The organism is Marixanthomonas spongiae, assembly GCF_003095375.1.
Taxonomy (GTDB): domain Bacteria; phylum Bacteroidota; class Bacteroidia; order Flavobacteriales; family Flavobacteriaceae; genus Marixanthomonas; species Marixanthomonas spongiae.
This window is the reverse complement of sequence record NZ_QEHR01000002.1, coordinates 421,837-440,091: the sequence shown is the minus strand read 5'-3', so window position 1 is coordinate 440,091 and position 18,255 is coordinate 421,837. Positions and strand designations below refer to the sequence as shown.

15 protein-coding genes are annotated in these 18,255 nt (G+C 41.5%); all 15 read right to left on the bottom strand.

Translation table 11 applies throughout. The features are described from left to right. Positions 1-72: 72 nt before the first annotated feature. The 15 genes from DDV96_RS04580 to prmC all read right to left on the bottom strand — a co-directional run bounded on the left by DDV96_RS04580 (position 73) and on the right by prmC (position 18,243). Positions 73-3,522, bottom strand: a complete 3,450-nt coding sequence (locus DDV96_RS04580; RefSeq protein WP_116693549.1) for a T9SS-dependent choice-of-anchor J family protein — start codon at positions 3,520-3,522, stop codon at positions 73-75. A 166-nt stretch (positions 3,523-3,688) separates the two neighbouring features. Further along, a complete protein-coding gene (locus DDV96_RS04575) occupies positions 3,689-5,617 on the bottom strand; it encodes a S8 family peptidase (protein ID WP_116693548.1) in 1,929 nt (642 codons plus the stop codon). Further along, positions 5,607-6,167: a hypothetical protein gene (locus tag DDV96_RS04570; RefSeq protein WP_116693547.1), complete on the bottom strand. Its 561-nt coding sequence runs from the start codon at positions 6,165-6,167 to the stop codon at positions 5,607-5,609. Before DDV96_RS04570 ends, DDV96_RS04575 begins: the two co-directional genes overlap by 11 nt. A gap of 170 nt (positions 6,168-6,337) precedes the next feature. Then, positions 6,338-7,153 carry an enoyl-ACP reductase FabI gene (locus DDV96_RS04565; protein ID WP_116693546.1) on the bottom strand — a complete coding sequence of 272 codons (816 nt, stop codon included), beginning with the start codon at positions 7,151-7,153 and terminating at the stop codon, positions 6,338-6,340. A 77-nt stretch (positions 7,154-7,230) separates the two neighbouring features. Continuing rightward, positions 7,231-8,883, bottom strand: coding sequence for a DNA repair protein RecN (gene recN / locus DDV96_RS04560; RefSeq protein WP_116693598.1), 1,653 nt, complete (start codon positions 8,881-8,883; stop codon positions 7,231-7,233). A gap of 94 nt (positions 8,884-8,977) precedes the next feature. Continuing rightward, positions 8,978-9,868, bottom strand: a complete 891-nt coding sequence (gene porD / locus DDV96_RS04555; protein WP_116693545.1) for a type IX secretion system protein PorD — start codon at positions 9,866-9,868, stop codon at positions 8,978-8,980. Continuing rightward, positions 9,861-11,072, bottom strand: a complete 1,212-nt coding sequence (gene coaBC / locus DDV96_RS04550) for a bifunctional phosphopantothenoylcysteine decarboxylase/phosphopantothenate--cysteine ligase CoaBC (RefSeq protein ID WP_116693544.1) — start codon at positions 11,070-11,072, stop codon at positions 9,861-9,863. Before coaBC ends, porD begins: the two co-directional genes overlap by 8 nt. Positions 11,073-11,076: 4 nt before the next feature. After that, on the bottom strand, positions 11,077-11,412 hold the full coding sequence (locus DDV96_RS04545) for a DNA-directed RNA polymerase subunit omega (protein WP_116693543.1): 336 nt from the start codon (positions 11,410-11,412) through the stop codon (positions 11,077-11,079). Positions 11,413-11,423: 11 nt separating this feature from the next. Beyond that, complete coding sequence (locus DDV96_RS04540; protein WP_116693542.1) at positions 11,424-12,248, bottom strand: outer membrane protein assembly factor BamD; 825 nt, start codon at positions 12,246-12,248, stop codon at positions 11,424-11,426. A 136-nt stretch (positions 12,249-12,384) separates the two neighbouring features. Beyond that, positions 12,385-13,260, bottom strand: coding sequence for a 4-hydroxy-tetrahydrodipicolinate synthase (gene dapA, locus DDV96_RS04535; RefSeq protein ID WP_116693541.1), 876 nt, complete (start codon positions 13,258-13,260; stop codon positions 12,385-12,387). After that, positions 13,260-13,775 (bottom strand): DUF6913 domain-containing protein, encoded by a 516-nt coding sequence (locus tag DDV96_RS04530; RefSeq protein ID WP_394340098.1) that lies wholly within the window; start codon positions 13,773-13,775, stop codon positions 13,260-13,262. Before DDV96_RS04530 ends, dapA begins: the two co-directional genes overlap by 1 nt. Before the next feature lie 59 nt (positions 13,776-13,834). Then, positions 13,835-15,829, bottom strand: coding sequence for an NAD-dependent DNA ligase LigA (gene ligA / locus DDV96_RS04525; RefSeq protein WP_116693539.1), 1,995 nt, complete (start codon positions 15,827-15,829; stop codon positions 13,835-13,837). Positions 15,830-15,985: 156 nt separating this feature from the next. Further along, a complete protein-coding gene (gene aqpZ / locus DDV96_RS04520) occupies positions 15,986-16,687 on the bottom strand; it encodes an aquaporin Z (RefSeq protein ID WP_116693597.1) in 702 nt (233 codons plus the stop codon). Between the two features lie 76 nt (positions 16,688-16,763). Next, positions 16,764-17,354 (bottom strand): LOG family protein, encoded by a 591-nt coding sequence (locus tag DDV96_RS04515; protein ID WP_116693538.1) that lies wholly within the window; start codon positions 17,352-17,354, stop codon positions 16,764-16,766. Positions 17,355-17,388: 34 nt separating this feature from the next. Continuing rightward, on the bottom strand, positions 17,389-18,243 hold the full coding sequence (gene prmC, locus DDV96_RS04510; protein ID WP_116693537.1) for a peptide chain release factor N(5)-glutamine methyltransferase: 855 nt from the start codon (positions 18,241-18,243) through the stop codon (positions 17,389-17,391). Positions 18,244-18,255: the final 12 nt, after the last annotated feature.

Sequence of the window (18,255 nt, the reverse complement as noted above, 5' to 3'; positions counted from 1 at the left end):
TACGCAAATGTAACGAATAAAAAAAAGCCATCCCGTTACCAGGATGGCTTTTGAACTTTAAACGAAAAGGAGTTATCTTTTAATTAACTTAAAGGTTCCTATTTCTCCGTTTACAGAAACTTTCATCAAGTACGTTCCTGTACTCAAAGATGAAATGTCCAGGTCTGCGGTTACATTATCAATAGGTCGGTCTATTACCTTTTGACCTAAAATAGTGTAAATAGCCACATTTTCGATATTGTCCATTGCGTTTAAGGACAGTACATCATCTGCCGGGTTAGGATGGTAGGAGAACCCTTCAATGGTATTCTCTTCGGTTCCTAAATTGGTTCCATCGATGGTAATATCGGTCGTGCCTTCTGTGTTCACCACAAACACATAGTAGGCTTGGCCTGCTGTAGTATTTATGGTTGTAGAAGTGCTTGGCAAACATTGGTTGGTACCTTGATCCACTAAGGTAAGATCGGTCTCGGTAGCATTTTCATCCGGTGCTTCAAAGAAGGTCACCACGGTTACCCCTGCTGGGGAATCTACTGTTGCGGTAGCCGTTCCGTCTCCGTTAGAAACAAAATTGTACCAAACGCCGTTTGCTCCATCAATGTTACAGTTGTTCGGGTTCCCTCCTTCTGTGGTCGCTGCTGGCATGGCCACGGCAGGATCGGTATAAGGGAAGCCTATTTCATCAACATCAATAGAATTTGCGATATCATCGTTAGGCGGTGGCACAGGAAGACAATCTACATTTAAGGTAAAGTCGCCTGCATTACTTGCAAACCCGTGTACCAAAATATAATAAGTACTGTTTCCATCACCTTGGAAAGTTGCTTCAGACTGCAATCCACAGCTATCATCATTTCCAGCTTCACACACCAATGCGTTGCAGTCTCCTGAGAAGACAGATACCTTTGTATCATAATCTGAACCACACAAGGAAACGGTATAGTCGGTAACCAAACCTGAATCATCAGTAAAGGTGTACCAAAGTCCGGGCGCGGTTATATCTGTACCGTTACATACCGGCGCATCGGTATCAGGCGTAGCGCCAACAGTAGAGCCGGTAATGGTTTCGCCACATTCAATCGGCAAGGCTCCATCACAGAAATCGTTTTCAATAGGCGCTTCGCACGTAATGGTCAATTCAAAGTTACCTGAATTACTGCCGAACCCTTCAACCATAATCAAATATTCGCTAATACCATCGGAAACAAATGTAACTTCAGATTGCAATCCACAAGAATCATCATTTTCGGCAACAATAGTAGTTAAATCACAAGAGTCGTAAACCTTTAATACCGTATCAAAATCAGTCCCACTTCCACAAAGTGAAACAGTAACTATTTCAGTATCGCCACTTCCAGTATATGAGAAAAACTCATCTGGTGCGGCATTACCTCCAGAATCTGTATCACTCACTGTTTCTCCTATATACGTGTCACCACAAGAAAGCGCATAAGCGTTTTCACATTCATCGTTGGTTGGTGGCACACAAATAGACATAGAGAATTGCAATACCGTACCAGTATCGCCACTGGCATCGTCACAAACTTTTAATATCCAGTCACCTGAAATACTTTCACCATCAAATGCATCAGCAAATGCACCTCCAACGGCCATATAAGGACCTACACCAAATGGAGCAGTTGCTCCTGAAATATCTGCCCCGCCGTCTTCAAACATTGTACCATTATAGGCATCTTCGGTGCTTCCACCTAAATCTTGAGCGATTATCAATTCGGTACCAGCAGGTGAAATCAATGAAATATCAAGATCTGATGAAAAAGTATGCGCAATATCAATGGTTATATTTTCTAAAGTTGCGCCATCACCTATGGTTCCATTATCTGTTACTGTGATTGGAATTTCATTTGGTGCGTTGGTACAATCTGTTGTTGAAGTATCAGCTCCATCAATATCAAACGGTACGGCTGTAGAATCGTAAGTTGTACTGGTACAATTTGGTGGCGGTGGCACTGTGCCCCCACCTTCGATAGCGACAATGGTTAACTCAGCGCAATCTGCATTTACAGGACCTAACCCAGTTGCTGCTCCAGTTGCAGTATCAACAGAAGCCCATTGATTTACACCACCTCCAATATATGCTCCCATATAAAGAATACCGGTATCAGGATCAAAATCTGCATCTTGTGCAAAGCTAATATCAATTCCGAGCGGTCCTATTTCAGTTGCTGTTCCTGTAGCAAGATCCATAGAGTATAAATTATCCAACCCTATATCTGCCATGTAGGCATTACCATCGTTATCAATAGCCAACCATATTCCTATAAATCCTGCTATAGTAGTAGTGCCTATTTCAGTTAAGGTTCCACTTGATAAATCTACAGTGTATAATGTAACATCATCACCTAAACCACTAAGTAGGTACATCGTACTATTGGCTTCATTCCAAGCCAATCCTCTTGTACCATGACCTGCTACAATATTTGTAAGTGGTCCCACTGTTGTTGAAATACCTGTAGCTGGGTCGATAGTTAATAACGTTAAATTATCGTTATCCATGGTATATAACGTACCTGAACCATCAAAATCTCCAGCAAAGTTAGCTGCAGGATCATTATTAACTGTGTTTAAATTATAAGGACCATCTAAAGGGAATGATCCAAAGTCACCTCCAGTACATATTGCTGTTCCATCTTTAGCATAAACTGTAGAAACGCCACCGCCTCCGCCACCGGCTTCTTCAATAGATAACGTATCAATACCAATATAATCTGAATTGTTTCCAGCAGGGCCGGCATCGGTAACCCAATACCTAAAGGCAACCCTGGTGTCTGTTGCACCAGTAAGTCCTGATACGGTTACTGTAAATTCTGTCCATACATCAGGATAAACTCCAGTTACCAATGTAGGGTTTATCTCGAGCAATAACTCGGTGTAAGAACCTACATCGGCAGGTCCAGTAGGATCTGTATCTGCACCTGTTGGGTCTAAACGGACTTCCAATCTATCTGGAAACGTACTGCCTGTGGTTGTACGGGTCCAAAATTTAATTTCATCTCCATTCTCCAAGTTCAATACAGGGGTAATCATAAAGTTGTTTATCACAGAACCTGCTGTATTGTTAAAGTTGGCACCAATGTATGCCGTAGGTGCTCCTGTTTGTGATGGAAAAACCGTTTCATTCCCTTGAAACCAATCGGTTGCTCCTATCGCATCACTTGCATTTACAAAGCTATACCCCACTCCTGGCAAGGTGGTGATATCATCAAATCCTTCTTCAAGAAGCGTTGCTTGTGGTGCTTTATTACCAACATTTTGACCTCTAAGATAGGCCTGTAACACCTGTTTTTCATTAGGTGTAAATTGTTGGTTGTCTATTCCGGCTTTATTTTCCCCACTGTGGAGTCTTGCCAACAGTTCTTCAATTGAGGCGGTTGGTTGTTGTCTAATTTCTGCTCCAGCACTCCTTGCTCCATAAATTGAAGCGTTGGGCTGCGTAAACTGTGCCTCCATTGTAGCAACAATACCACAGAAGACAAAGAACAATAATGTAATTTTTCTCATAATTAAAATTAGAATTTAGTTAATATTAGCTTAAAAGTATCTAAAAAAAACCTGAAAGACAAAAGAATTAGCAGTAAAAACAATAACTAAACAAAAGATCACTCGTGTTTTAAGAAAAAAGCTACCTATAAAGGCAGCTTTGTTCTTAAATAAGGTTTAAGTGAATTTATTTTTTTACAATTTTGGTAGAATATATAGTCTCGTTATTATTATTGTATAATTTAATTATATATATACCAGGTTTTAAGTTTGTAAGATTCAATTGCGTTTCTGATTTTTTTGTACTACTCTTTTTGTACACTAATTGATTATAAAAATCATAAACTCTTATTGTTTTTAAATTTGGGTTAAAAGGTTCTGATTTAACAATAACTTCACTGTCAACCAATGTAGGAGTTACAAAATAGAATTCTTTATAATCATTTGGATTGTCTTCTTTAATGTTACCTACCTTAGAGGGAGTTGTAGTTGTTGGCACCTCACATGATGTTAAATTTGGATTAATTTGCAAGTCAATATACCCTCCTTCTGGTTGATAAAGTCCACTCACAATTTCCATAGCCGCTCTTGCTCTAAATTTAATTTTAGCACTATCAGTTATTGTATTATTTGCCATTTTAATAACATAAGGTGCAGTCTCCAATTTATAAAACCAAGGTCTATACAAAATTCTGTCAGATACAGTCACTGTCCCAAAATCAGATTTCATATCACGAGCCATTTTAACAGCCTGATAGGCATCTAACCTGCCCGCTCCTAATTTACCATAATAAGGTAGGTTTTCTGGAATAGTATCTACTTTTACTGCTGTTAATTTAAGAATTGTCTCTACCTCCCGCGGTTTTAAACAGTAATTTACTGAATGCATCAAACCTATTGTTCCTGCAACTATGGGTGCAGACAAAGAAGTACCACCAAAACCCGTTCTCCTGTAATCATCTTTCCAAGGATCAGTATGGTCAGCATCTCTCCATAATACAGGTGACGGATAGTAGGCAGGTACAACAATATCGATTGAATCGTTATGTTGATGAGACTGAACAACGCCATTATCTTTGTGATAGCAACTATGAACATCCTTCCAGTTATCGTAAGGTATTATTGTGCTATTTATCTCGTTTTTGTTTCCAACCGTAGATACAGCAATAACATTTTTATAGGAAGCAGGCCAGTAATAGGTGCTTGGATCACCAGACCCTGACCCCTCCCCATTACCTCCAGCTATTACAACCGTAACATCCAAAGAATCAATGGCATTTACCATATCTTGTATGTTTTGATTATAGGAAGAATCTAACCCAAAGCTAAGGTTTACAACTTTAGGTTTGGGATCATATTGAGCTAAAAGAAGGAGGTTACTAACACTACCCCCTTTTGCACCAATTAGTTTAGTATTAAAGCCAATCGAAGAAACTCCTAAATCATTATCAGTAGCTGCGGAAGCAAAACCAGCAACATAATTACCATGTGGCCCATATTGGTCATCATAATCTGATACCCCACCAACAAACTCTGTTTCAAAATCTTCGTGTTCTATATCAAAACCTTGATCTGCGACACCAATAATTACCGAAGGCTCTCCTTTTGTAATTTCCCAAGCTAACCGTGCTCCAATCATTCTTAGATCATTCTGTTCATAATCATCATAATTAGAAATTTTTATATTATCTGTTAAATCGGGGTTCTCCCAATCATTCGGAGTATATTGTATCGGATTTATTGGGATATCAAGAGGTTCATAATCTTCTTCAATAAAATATGAAGGGTAATAACTTGAATACTGATTAGTCAAATTCCCTATATCATCATTGTTGTCTAAGTCAAGTACATACTTATTTTTTAAAAAAGAGTTTTGTGTACCTGGTAAAAGCTCTTTAAATTCATAAACAGTAAAAGAACTTAATACAGTATTTATACGCTGGTTACTTTCTATATTACCTCTTAATCTCAACTCAAGCACTCCGTCATTTTCTGATACAACTTCTGGCACATATGCTTTATTTGGAATTTCCAAAAGATAACGCACCCTTTCCTGAGCATTTGAAAATTGAAAAACAATAAAAAGTAATAATAATTGCAATATTTTATTTTTCATCGTTATCAAGTTTTGATTTTAATACTTCTATTTCTTTTTTAAGAGAAATTACATACAAGGTAAGTTCTTCTATTTTTTCCATTTGTTTAGCTTGCATTTTACCAACATCTATCCCTTCTTTTTCTAATTTTTTTGCAGAAGGAACTCCTGGCAAGTGTTTATTCTTTTTTATGTATTTTTCGAGTTCAGACAGAGAACGTAATCTATAATTGTTTTCAAAAACATAATCTGCCCAATCATCACTACTGCTTAATGCTATTTTTAGTTTCTCTGTTAAAATACCATCTGCTACGTAAAGTTTATAATCACCTGGGGTTGCATTTATACTACCTGTTGTAGAAAGGTTACCTATTAAAACTTTATTGTCTTCTTTAACTCTAAAAGCAGTAACATTTTTTCTTTTAAAAACTAAGTCTTTATCATTAATGGTTCCAATAAAGCTAGAAGAACTTACACTATTACCGTTTAAACTCCAATCAGTCGGAACAGGTTGTGAGTACATGATTGAATTCACAAAAAAGAAGCTAATAATTATTAAAAAATTTTTCATAATTAGTAATGTTTTAGTTAATATTAACCTAAAAGTATTTAAAATAAACCTTAAAATCAAACATTTTAACGTTAAAATAATGCCTTTTAAGGAAAATAATTGATTTTTTAACAAAAAAAAAGACCCGTAACCACGGATCTTTTTGTTAAAAAAATAGTATTTAGTTTTTTTTATTCTTCCTCAAAGGCTTCTATCACCCCATCACTAACGCCAACATTAGAAAAGCCGCCGTCATTGTATAAATTCTGAAGGGTTACCCGCTTGGTCAAATCACTAAATAACGTAATGGTATAATTGGCACAGTCTATTGCTGTTGCGTTGCCTAAGGGTGACATTTTATCGGCATACGATATAAAACCACCAAAACCTTTTACGCCTTTCCCTGCCGTAGTGGGCGTTGGCGATTGCGAAATGGTATTGACCCGTACTTTTTTATCCCTTCCGAAGAAATATCCAAAACTACGCGCTATGGATTCCAGATATGCTTTGTTATCGGCCATATCGTTATAATCCGGAAATACACGCTGGGCGGCCATATAGGTCAAGGCTACAATACTTCCCCATTCGTTCATCGCATCTTTATTATATAATACGTTCATTGTCTTATGAAAAGAAACCGCAGAAACGTCCCAGCCTTTATGGGTCCAATCGTAATTTTGCTCGGTATAATGTTTGCCTTTTCTAACGTTTACCGACATCCCAATGGAGTGCAATACAAAGTCAAGCTTGCCGCCCAAGATTTCGGTGGCTTTTTCAACCAGGTTTTCCAAATCTTCCATTTTGGTAGCATCGGCTGGGATGATTTCAGCATTTGTTTTTTCTGCCAACTCGTTTATCTGCCCCATGCGCAAGGCTATGGGCGCATTGGTCAATACAAATTTCCCGCCTTCTTCGTGAACGCGCTCTGCGGTTTTCCAAGCAATGGAATGTTCGTCCAAGGCACCAAAAATGATCCCCCGTTTTCCTTTCAGTAAATTATATGACATATTTTTTTTAGTTTATGGGTTTATGAGTTTTAAGCTAAATATAGAATGGCTAATCTTCATTCCGTAAAGATACGGTTTTAATTCAGTAATTCCTTTGCATGGGCCAAAGCCGAATCGGTAACGTTCTTCCCCCCTATCATTTGTGCAATTTCCACAATGCGCTCTTCTTGCGACAGTGTTTTTAAACGGGTTTCGGTTACTTGGTCCACATCTTTTTTATACACCTTAATATGTTGCGCACCCTTTGAAGCGATTTGCGGCAAATGCGTGATGCTCACCAGCTGCATGCCCCGGCTCATCCCGTCCATGATCTCGGCCATTTTATGGGCAATCTCTCCTGAGACGCCGGTATCTATTTCATCAAAAATAAGGGTGGGTAGGGTTTGGTATTGTGCCAAAACCGCTTTTACCGCCAGCATAATACGGCTCATTTCGCCGCCCGAAGCCACTTTTTTAATGGGGCCCTTAGTGGTACCTTTGTTGGCCGTAAACAATAGCTCAAGCGTATCGGTACCGGTTTCCCGGAAATGTTCAGTAGCCGAAAGCTTAAAGTCAAAACGGGCATGGGGCAATCCGAGTTTCGCCAAAATAACCTCCAGTTTTTCCTGTAATTTAGGAATGACCTGCTCACGGGAACTGTGAATGTCATTCCCAACAGCAGTTACTTCTTTTTCTAAACCGTTCACTTCTTTTTCCAGCGCTTCAATGCGGGCGTCGAGCGTGTTGGTATCGTTAATGCTCGTTTCTAAGGTGTTTTTAATGGCCAGCAGTTCTGAAACCGTCGCCACTTGATGTTTTTGCTGCAGTTTGTGCAGGGTTTGCAGTTTTTCGTTGACCTGAAGCAATTCGTTGGGATCGGCCTCTACCGATGTTGTAATTTGCTCGGTTTCTTCAAGTAAATCATCGAGCTCGATGATGACGCTGTTTAAACGTTCCCACAACGTTTGATAAACCGACCCGTAGTTTTTCAATTGGCTCAATGCCGAACGGGCCTCCTTGGCGGTTTCCAAAGTACCTATCTGTTCATCTGAAAGCAGCTGAATTGTTTTTGAAAGCGTTTCTTGAATTTCTTCGGCATGGCTTAACATTTCATAACGTTCTTCCAAAGCTTCTTGGTCTATATGTTCCAAACCGGCCTCTTCCAACTCGGTAAACAAAAAAGTATTGTAATCCAGTTCTTTTGAAGCTTCACTTTTCTGAATTTTGGTTGTCTCCAATGTATTGGCAGTAGCACGGTATTCTTTTAACTTTTGAACATAGATGCTTTTAAGGGATGTATTTTGAGCCAACGTATCGATCACTTGCAGCTGGTACTGCTCTTGGGCCAACGACAATGTTTCGTGCTGGCTGTGGATATCGACCAAATACGGCCCCAAGGCCTGTAATTGGGCTACTGTTACAGGAGTATCATTTACAAAAGCACGCGATTTGCCGCTGGGCAGTATTTCCCTCCTAATGATGGTTTGGGCATCATAATCGAGGTCGTTTTCTTCAAAAATAGGTTGCAGGTTAAATTTTTTAATGGCGAATTCAGCTTCGATTACACATTTTTTTGAAGCGTCTTTCATACTGTTCAAATCGGCCCGTTTGCCCAACACCAAGGCCAAGGCACCCAACAAAATGGACTTTCCCGCACCGGTTTCGCCCGTGATGATGGTTAGCCCGTCCTTAAAATCCATACGGATGTCATCTATTAAGGCATAATTTTTTATGGAGAGGCTCGTGATCACAGGCAATAAATAAGATTAACAGTAATACGAATACGGTTTAAAATCGTTTTAAATATAAGGTAGCATTTTTACAACCGCAAGGAAAAAATAAGGCTTAAAATTTAATTTCGGCCCATTGGCTCCTTTTGGTCGGGGCCATTTTGTTCAGGTTTTCTACCAGTTTTACAATATCGACATTAGGGCCACCGCTAAAGATGTTCTGTATTTCGTCGCTCTTGGCATCAAAAAAGGTACGTATTATATACGAATTTGGCCTACGGTTATTGATCTGGGCCAAGGTTGCAATCGCATTGGCTACGCCCTTTTTCCCTTCTTTTGGGCTCTGGGCCATTTCGTCCAAGCCTTTACGATGGTATTCGTACATCGCGGTATGGAATTCTTGATACACGTTAGACAGCACCGCCTCGTTATAACGGTAGCGGGTTTGGGTACCATCGGTGGGTTTCCAGCCGGCAAAATTGCTTGAGGCGGCAGTATTTACAATCTGCTTGGCGATTTCAAAGTATTCGTCGCCCCCGTTCAGTTCAAACGTATCGGCATCCAAACCAATAATGGTATAAACGTGATAGGCAATGACCGATACTAAATTGGAGTTGAAGGTGTTCAAATTAAAATTCAACGGCTGAAACTCGGTATAGTCAAAATTAAACTGGCGGTCGTTATAGTTGTAAATGGGAGAACTGTAACTGGAACCATACACCGGTCTGGAAGCTTGTATTTGAATAGATGCCGTAAACGAATTGGAATCGAACCCTGAAACAATGATGGACATATTGCAATCAATGCGCTCTTGGTTTTTATAGACCTTGTTGGTCCACTTGGTGTTGTTCACAAAATCGTTCAACTCTTGCTGAAGCGTCCTGAACACTTGCAAATTGGGTTGGCCCGTTTGTTGGGCATCTACCGTAATACTGCAGTTGAGCTCCTGCGCTTGCACAGAAAACGAAAAAATAAAAACGGAAAGTATAAGTATGAAATTACGCATCTAATTGGTGTATAATATATTGTAAAATATCGTTGGCCACTTCGGTCTTTGGTTTAACAGGAAACGGCTGTACTTTATTGTGTTTATCTATTAATGTCACTTTGTTGGTGTCTGCCTTAAACCCAGCGCCTTTGTCTTTGAGCGAATTTAACACAATTAAATCTAAATTCTTTTTTTTGAGTTTGCTTTTTGCGTTTTCCAGCTCGTTTTGGGTTTCCAGTGCAAAACCGGTTAAAAATTGGTGTTTTTTTAGTTCCCCAAGGGATTTAAGAATGTCTTTTGTTTTTTCCAGTTGGATGGTCAAGGAACTATCGTTCTTTTTTATTTTTTCTGAAGCGACTTCCTTTGGTCTATAATCGGCCACTGCGGCACTTAAAATAGCAATATCGCAGTTGGGGAAATGCTTATGGGCAGCTTTGTACATTTCTTCGGCCGAAGTAACGGAAACCACTTCAATAGTACTGTGTTCCAGTTGTAAACTCACCGGACCGGAAACCAAAACCACCTTAGCCCCAAGGTTTGCCGCCGCTTCAGCGATGGCGTAACCCATTTTCCCACTGCTGTGGTTGCCAATAAAACGTACCGGGTCTATCGCTTCGTAAGTGGGCCCTGCGGTAATAAGTATTTTTTTATTCCGAAGGGGAAGTTTTTTCAGGATATCGTTTTCAAGAAATGAAACAATGTGTTCTGGTTCGGCCATTCTTCCTTTTCCGGTCAAGCCGCTTGCCAATTCGCCTTCTTCGGCCGGTATTTGTATGTTGCCGAAACGGTTTAAGATGTTGAACGTTTCCGAAGTACTGGGATGCTTGTACATATCCAAGTCCATGGCCGGGGCATAATACACGGGGCACTTGGCCGAAAGATAGGTGGCGAGCAACAGGTTGTCGCTGGTGCCGTGGGCCATTTTAGAAAGGGTGTTGGCCGTGGCCGGGGCGATTACAAATAAATCTGCCCAAAGGCCCAACGCGACGTGGTTGTTCCATTGGGCATTGTCATCTTCTTCGTGGGTAAACGAAGAAAAAACCTCATTTTTTGAAAGGGTGGATAGGGTAAGCGGGGTTACAAAGTCTTTAGCCGCAGGTGTCATCACTACTTTAACTTGGGCGCCCTTTTTTACCAAATGCCGAACCAAAAAAGCAGCTTTGTAAGCGGCAATACCGGCAGTAACGCCAAGCAACACATGTTTACCGCTTAAAACAGACATCTTTTTACTTATCTAATTCTTCTTCCTTGGTGTTGCGGTAGTAAATTTTATCGTTCAACCACTCCTCTACTGCAAGGGCATGCGGTTTTGGCAGACGCTCGTAAAATTTAGACACTTCAATTTGTTCCTTGTTTTCGAAAATCTCTTCCAAACTGTCGTTGTAGGTGGCAAATTCGTCGAGTTTTTCCAACAATTCTTTTTTGATGTCGCTATTGATTTGGGTCGCCCGCTTGGCAATGATTGAAATGGCCTCGTAAATGTTTTCAGTAGGCGCATCCACTTTGTTCTTGTCAATGGTGGTTGTATTTACGGGAGCTTCAGAATTTTTAATATCGATCATAATTCCTTGTTTTAACTTTTTTGTGCTGTTTCGGTTTGTAGTTCGCCCAAGCGCTCTTCAATATCTGCTGCAATGCGGTCGGCTTCGGCTTTTAATTCGGTATCGCTGTAATACTTTATAAATTTTTGATAATACTCTTTAGCGGTGAGCAAGCGTTCTTCTACCAAAGACGGAATACTGCGAACGGCCAGTTGATAGGCTGCCTGCAACCTTCCATAGAAGGCATCCTTACGGTATTTCGAACCGGGATGATCTGCAATGAAATTGTCGTACGATTCGATAGCTGGGCGGTAATCGCCAATGTATTCGGCAATTTTCAAGTTTTGATCGGCAATCTCTATGTCTTTTTTCTCCAATTTCCCCCGCAGTTCTGCAACCAGTTCGTTGGCCTCCATCCGCTTTTCTGAATTTGGATACTTATTAATGTAGTTTTGCAACTTTTCCAGCGCTTTATACGTGTCTTCTTGGTCTAAGGAATAGCGCGGCGACAACTCGTAATAGCTTTTGGCCGATTTGTAGGCGGCGACTTCCACGCTATCGCTTTGCGGATAGGAGGTTTCAAAACGCTCAAACTGGTAGCCAGATAAATAATAGTCCTCTAATTCATAAAAGGTGTTGGCGTACAAATACATTAACCGCTCTGCTTGGGGCTTGCCACGGTACACCGGCACCACTTGTTCAAAAAGTTTCAATGCTTTTTTGTATTTCCCTTGTTTATAAAGGGAATCGGCCATGGCGTATTTTTTCCCGGTATCTTCAGAAGAGAGCACCTTTTGGTATTCGCTACAGGAACTCAATGCAATGGCGGCAAAAAGCAATAAAAATAAATTCTTCATAGTGTTAAAAAACATCGTGCAAAATTAGTGAATTAAATGGGATTACAAAAACTTAATAATAGTCCAAATTATTGTGTTAAAACCTACAAACGGACCATTTCAGAAAAACAACATCATCCCAATCTAAAAGTTAAAATCACATTTCTTCGATAAAAGAGGCGATTTTTTGCTGCAAAGTACCGCTTGCCTTAACCAACGGCAACCGTACGGTATCACTGCAAATGCCAAGCTTCTTAAAAACAGCTTTGATGCCAGCAGGATTTCCTTCGGCAAAAATATAATCGATTGCCGGAGCCATTTTGTAATGCAACTTGAAGGCCTCGTCCACCTTTTTGTCGAGCCCTAAACGAATCATCGTAGAAAATTCCTTTGGGAACCCTTCGCCAATTACAGAAATAACACCCGCACCGCCAGCCAAGGTCATAGGCAAGGCGATCATATCGTCCCCGCTAATCACCAGAAAGCCATCTGGGGTTTTAGCGATCAAGTTCATGGCTTGCACCAAGTCGCCAGCGGCTTCTTTAATGCCAATGATGTTTTCATGGTCCTTGGCCAGGCGCGCAACCGTCTCTGGCAACATATTGGATGCCGTTCTTCCCGGCACATTGTACAGTACGATGGGCAACGGGGCCTCTTTGGCAATAGCGGAAAAGTGGCGGTAAATACCATCTTGCGTGGGCTTGTTGTAGGCCGGCGAAACCGAAAGAATGGCCGTAAAAGCTGCGAGGTCCCTCGTGTTCATTTCTTTTACCACCGCAGCCGTATTGTTACCGCCAATGCCCAACACCAATGGCAATTGTCCGTCGTTGGTCTGGACAATGGTATCGATGACCAATTGTTTTTCATCTTCGTCCAAGGTGGCGCTTTCGGCCGTTGTGCCCAACACCACAAGATAATCGGTACCGTTATCGATATTGTGCTGCACTACTTTTTTCAATCCGTCCACATCTACCGAAAAATCATTCTTAAAAGGGGTGATCAACGCGACTCCGGTTCCTATCAATTCTTTCATTATATTTTATTTAAAACGGTTAAATATTTTTTCAGTTCTTTTTTAAAGGGTTCCATCTGTTCCAGTTTTACATCGATCAACAAATCGAACAAGCGCGGGTCTGCTCCTTTTAATCCAACTTTAAAATGGGCTTGGCTCGCAGCGACAACGGCATTCAAAAAATCGTTTTTTGTGTTGTAATACCCTATAAGGACATCAAACGGCGTGTCGATAAATTCTTGGGCATTCTGGTTGTGCAATTCCCCCTTCCAATTAAAATCCTTGTTGTGTAATTGGTTTTGCCGCAAGGAAGGGAGTTTGCGCTTTACTTCCAAAAAAGAAAACACCCGCACGTCTTTAGGCTGCAAGTTGAAATAGCCCGAACATTCATACAGCTTCTCGAAATCCTGAAACGTGGCCTCGTCCACCAAAAACCCCATCGTTTTCAAAGTAGAATTTATTTGCGAGACATCCCTTTTCTTTAGGCTATGCTCCATTTTTTTGCGTAATGACCGTCGCTTCAATTTTTCAAACATAAGCTTTGTTGGCTTCTTTCACAAAAGTAGGGGTTTCAAGTTCATTTTTAAAATGATTGTTAAGCGATCATATTCAAGAAATCATCTTCTGAAATAATGGGCACTCCCAAATTTTCGGCCTTTGTTTTTTTACTGGGTCCCATCTTGTCGCCGGCAACCACATAATTGGTTTTTCCTGAAATGGAGCTCGACACTTTTCCGCCGTTATCTTCTATGAGTTTTTTAAGTTCGGTTCGGGACACTTGATAAAACACGCCCGAAACCACAAAGGTGTCGCCATTTAATTTATTGGTTTGGTTAGCCAGTTTTTCTGCCGATAGTTCCAGTTGCAACCCGTGGTTTTTCAACCGCTCGATGATGTGTTGGTTTTCTTCGGAAGCGAAAAAAGAAACTACACTTTCAGCAATGCGATCGCCAATTTCATCTACCGAAATCAATTGCTCTTCGGTTGCCGATGAGAGCGCATCGATACTCTTATAGTGTTTCGCCAACTTTTTCGCCACTGTTTCGCCCACATACCGAATGCCCAAAGCAAACAGCACCCGCTCGAAAGGGATTTGCTTGGACGCTTCAATACCATTAATTAAGTTCTCGGCACTTTTTTCGGCCATGCGCTCTAAGGGAAGAATGTCTTTTTTGGTGAGCTCATACAAATCGGTATAATTGTTAATCAAGCCATTGTTGACCAATAAAGCAACGGTCTCACCGCCCAAACCTTCAATATCCATCGCTTTTCGAGAAATAAAATGCTGGATGCGCCCGATAATTTGTGGCGGACACCCGTCGGTATTGGGACAGTAATGCTGGGCTTCGCCTTCGTTACGTATTAACTCGGTATCACATTCGGGGCAGGTGGCTCTGTATTCCGTAGGATTGGAATTCGGGTCGCGCTGGGTAAAATCGACCCCAATAATTTTCGGGATGATTTCACCACCTTTTTCAACAAAAACAGTATCCCCTTCCCGCACATCCAATTTTTCAATTTGATCGGCATTGTGCAGCGAGGCTCGTTTAACGATAGTACCGGCGAGCTCTACCGGTTCTAAGTTGGCCACCGGCGTGATGGCTCCGGTACGTCCCACTTGGTAGGTTATGGTATTCAGTTTGGTAGAAACTTGTTCGGCCTTAAACTTATAGGCCATGGCCCATCGTGGGGCTTTGGCCGTATACCCCAATTCTTCTTGTTGATAAAGGCTATTCACTTTAATTACCACACCATCGGTTTCGTAGGGCAAATCGTGCCGATGGGTGTCCCAATAGTCCACAAATTTCAATACCTCATCGATGCTTTTGGTGAGTTTGGCCACTTCGGGCACTTTAAAACCCCAGTCCCTGGCCTTTTCCAAACATTCATATTGAGTGGCAAATGGCAACCTATCAGCCTTAATACTGTACAACAAACACTCTAAAGGGCGTTTGGCCACCTCGCTGCTGTCTTGCAGTTTTAGGCTTCCTGAGGCTGTGTTTCTAGGGTTTCGGTACGGTTCTTCCCCTGCCTCCACACGTTGAGCGTTCATTTTTGCAAATCCTTCAAACGGCAAGATGATTTCGCCACGGATTTCAAATTTCTCCGGAAAATCACCCTTCAATTTCAACGGCACCGAGTTAATGGTTTTTACATTGGTCGTTACATCATCGCCTTGAAATCCGTCGCCACGGGTCACTGCTCTTTTAAGTAAGCCGTTTTCGTACGTAAGGTTAATGGACGCACCGTCGTATTTAAGTTCGCAAACATATTCCACTGTACCGTCCACCAATTTTTTTATGCGTTTCTCCCAATCTTCCAAGTCTTCTTTTGAATACGAATTGGCCAACGAGTACATACGGTGTTCGTGCGCAACCGTTTCAAAATTTTTGGTCACTTCGCCACCAACGCGCAAGATGGGCGAATTGGCGTCGTAAAATTCTGGGTGTGCTTCTTCCAGTTTTTGTAGCTGCTTCAGTTTTTGATCGAATTCAAAGTCTGAAATCGTAGGCTTGTCCAGTACGTAATACTTGTAATTGTGCTTGCGGAGTTCCTCTCGGAGTTGGTTGATCTGTTCTTCGGTGTTCATGCCAACAAATATAAAGAATAGCCCTTGTTGTAAAATGGAATTTTGAAAAAATAAATTGATGATGGGCGTGGGTGCTGGAGGCTGGATGATGGGATGATGGATGATGGGATGACGGATGATGGATGATGGATGATGGATGATGGAAATTTCAAAGATTCAATCTTCCAAAAACAAGTTGCGTACGAGCGCGGCAAACAGGCCACCGGCGATGGGAATAAGTATAAAAAGCCACAATTGCCTAAGGGCTTCCCCGCCCGAAAACAAGGCTGGGCCAAGACTGCGCGCCGGATTTACCGAAGTGCCCGTAATAGGGATGGCCACCATATGGATTAACGTCAAAGAGATACCAATGGCCAAGCCTGCCATTAATGGTGACGCTATTTTGGCAGTGGTCCCAAAGATCACGAGCAAGAACAAAAAAGTGAACACAAACTCGGTGATCGCTGCCGAAATGATATTGTACTCACCCAGATAGCCATCGCCCCAGCCGTTGCTCGCCAAGCCCCACTCTGGCATGACAAATCCATCGCTACCAATGGCAATTACATACAAAATTGCAGCCGCGAGGGTCGCTCCCGTGCACTGAGATAGCACATAGCCTATTGTTTCTTTTAAGGATAGTTTTTTGGCGGCCATCATGGCAATGGATACCGCCGGATTGATATGACAGCCCGAAATAGGCCCTATGGCATACACCATAACCATAAGCGAAAAACCAAAAGCAAGCGAAATGCCCAATAGCCCAATTCCTTCTGGGCCCGACTGCGATACACTGGCAATGGTCGCGGCTCCACAACCAAACAGCACCAAGGCAAAAGTGCCCAATGCTTCAGCAAAATATTTTTTTGAAGATTCCACAACAAACAACTGGTTAGCAATCACTAAGGTAATCCAATTATTTATTTTGACGTGTTTTTTTACTGAAAGGAGTTTCTTACGTTCGATGTTTTTTAAGCCATTTGGGTATTTCCGGGGCTTTAAAACGCTTCATTTTTTCCAAAAGGTTTTCAATAGTGGTATCGACCAAAAGCAAGTCGTAGTTTTCCATGGAAAGAAACCCCTTACGTACCATGGTTTCGAGCAACTTCAGCAAATCGTTGTAAAAACCGTTTACATTCAACAGCCCTATGGGTTTTTGGTGCAAGCCCAACTGCAGCCACGTGATGATCTCAAAAAGCTCTTCCAACGTGCCCATTCCCCCGGGCAACGCTATAAAACCGTCGCTCAGCTCGTGCATAGTGAGTTTGCGCTCGTGCATATTTTTGGTGGTGTGCAGTTCGGTAAGGCCAAGGTGCACCACTTCTTTTTTCTTTAAAAAATCGGGGATCACACCAATTACATGCCCTTTATTGTCTAAAACTGTTTTGGCAAGAACGCCCATGACCCCAATTTTTGCGGCACCATAAATTAAGGTAACGTCTTGTTGGGCAAACTGTTTCCCCGTTTTTATGGCAGCTTCGGTTATGGCGGCATCGTTTCCTTCACTGCTTCCGCAGAACACGCATATTTTGGTTAATTCTTTCATCGGGTCGTGATTTTTATGAAAAGCCTTTTTAAACTCACTTTTTCCTGCATTGCAGCATTCGGTCTTTGCCCCTAAAATCTTTTTTCAGATCGATATGTGGGTACCCTTCTTTTTTCAAAGATTTCATTAATTCGTTACTAAGGTACTCATTTATCTCGAAGTAGAGTTTGCCATGAGGTTTTAAATAGCGCAAGGCCAACCGTGAAATGGTTCGGTAAAACACCAATGGGTCTGCATTGCTCACGTATAAAGCCGAAGGGGGCTCAAAGTTCAAAACGTTGTTTTTCATCTTCAGTTTTTCCAGTTCGCGCACATAGGGCGGGTTTGAAACGATCACGTCGTATTGCTGTGGCAAGGTTCCGGTTTTCAATATATCTTCTTGAAAAAACTGCACCGAAACCTCGTTTAACCTGGCATTTTCTTTGGCCATCTCCAAGGCTTTAAGCGAAACATCCATTGCGAAAACACTTGCCTGCGGAAGCGCTTTCGCCAAGGAGACCGCAATGCAGCCCGAACCGGTGCCGATGTCCAAAATACGGTAATCGGGCTTGTTTTCTGAAACGGCACCTTCAATGATCCACTCTACCAATTCTTCGGTTTCGGGCCGGGGGATCAAGGTATGCTCGTTGACCTTAAAAGGCAGTCCGTAAAATTCGGTACCGCCTACGATATATTGAATGGGTTCGTGGTTTTTCAGTCTTCTTAAAGCGGTTTCAAATTTCTGCAAAACACGAGGATTAATTTTCTGTTCGGCTTCAAGGGTTGTCTCTATTCGGGAAAGGTTCAGGTATTTTTCTGAAAGGATAAAAAAGAACGTGTGTATCTCTTCAGAAGGATATATTTCTGAAAGTGCTTCTATAACGTTCTTTTTAAGTTGCTTTAATTTCATTGCGTGAATTCA